Source organism: Mucilaginibacter sp. SG538B, from assembly GCF_013376065.1.
GTDB classification, from domain to species: Bacteria; Bacteroidota; Bacteroidia; order Sphingobacteriales; family Sphingobacteriaceae; genus Mucilaginibacter; species Mucilaginibacter rubeus.
Genome location: NZ_JABMJI010000020.1, coordinates 1 through 1,450 on the forward strand (window position 1 = coordinate 1; position 1,450 = coordinate 1,450).

The 1,450-nt window shown below is 42.3% G+C and carries 1 protein-coding gene; it reads right to left on the reverse strand.

Annotated elements, in window-relative coordinates; translation table 11 throughout:
* Positions 1-225: 225 nt before the first annotated feature.
* On the reverse strand, positions 226-1,290 hold the full coding sequence (locus FHW88_RS29965) for an IS110 family transposase (protein WP_176629135.1): 1,065 nt from the start codon (positions 1,288-1,290) through the stop codon (positions 226-228).
* Positions 1,291-1,450 lie beyond the last annotated feature (160 nt).

Consider the following 1,450-nt stretch of genomic DNA (forward strand, 5'->3'; position numbering starts at 1 on the left):
AAAACCTTCACCGATTTTCAATTACGTTAATGCACCGATAAATACCAATCAATCTCCTATAAGCAGACACCATTACGGGCCGCAGCATCGCGTTTAAATTATTTGATAAAATGATAACCGTAGTCTTATACAAAGCAGACACCTCAAAAGGGGCTGCGGATTTCTCATTCCGGTTTATCATCTGATAACAAAACAGATTGTTTTATCCTGCACTTTTGTTGTTTATTATTTCACAACCGCTATTACATACGGGCATTCGTTTTTCATTACATACCGAATCCGGTTAAGCATTTTTTTAGCTATCCTGATGATGGCATTGTTCTTTTTCATCCTTTTACAGTAATTATTATAAGGCATCGTCAAGGCGGGATCTGTACGTACGGCTGTCCAACTGGCTTCAATGAGTTTTTCCCTGAGCTGATGATTGGCCCGCCTGGTCAGACCTGATACTTTTTCTTTATCACCAGTGCTGTGAGTATTGGGCACAAGGCCAACGTAATCGCATAAAGCATCGAACGATTTAAACCTGTTCACATCGCCCACTTCTGTTACAAATAACAAAGCGGTAATCTCGCCCACGCCGGGAATTGTCCTGATCAGGGCTATTCTTTCCTTATAACGCGCCTGCCTGGACAAAATACGCACCTGCCTGGTGGCGGCCAATACCATGCTCCTGGCCTGTAGGTAACCCTGAAGTTTAAGGTCAAGGGCTGTCCTTGCCGAAGGACTCAATGACAGATTTTTAAGCCAGTTGGTAAAATTATTTGACCAATAACGGCCCTCTGATTCACCGAACGTTATCCCCTGGAAGTGAAGCCAACCCTGGATCCTGTTTTTATATCTCGTCTGATCTTTTACCGTTTGATTGTATGTGCGAATAATATCCCGGTCATCCTGTTGTTCAATACAGGGAATAAAAATACCGGTAAGGTCTCCTTTACTTAGTGACTGACTTAATTTCCGGCAATCAACGGTGTCTGATTTACGCTGTTTTTCCTTACCTGTCGTGGGTACATCGGCCGGGTTTACAACGATGCAGTTAATCCCTGCATTACTAAATTCCCGCTGATGACTGAAACCGCAAAATCCGGCTTCATAAACTACGTGGTAGTCCGCTGATGGGTAATTACGCTTAAGATAAGTACTTAATTCTCCCGCCGATGGGTTCTGCGAAAACGTCCTGAGTTCCATTTGTTCACTACGGATGCTTACCTTCCAGGATTTCTTATGGACATCTATCCCCGCAAAAATCTTTTGCCCGCTAAAATCTAATTGTGTAACTTGTTGCATGAGTTCTTGATTTAAAGTGTTTGTTCTTAGTTGTTTACTTTAATCTACAACCTTTTTTTCAAGAACTCTTCTTTAACTGTTTCATGCATACGATCTTATACACCTTGCTGTGAGATATATGGCGCATAAGATTTCTCTTTCGCTCGGGCGCTCATTCCTT

What these genes read in the sequence shown, in the direction of transcription:
- FHW88_RS29965 (WP_176629135.1), bottom strand. Translation starts at nt 1,290, where the DNA reads ATGCAACAAGTTACACAATTAGATTTTAGCGGGCAAAAGATTTTTGCG.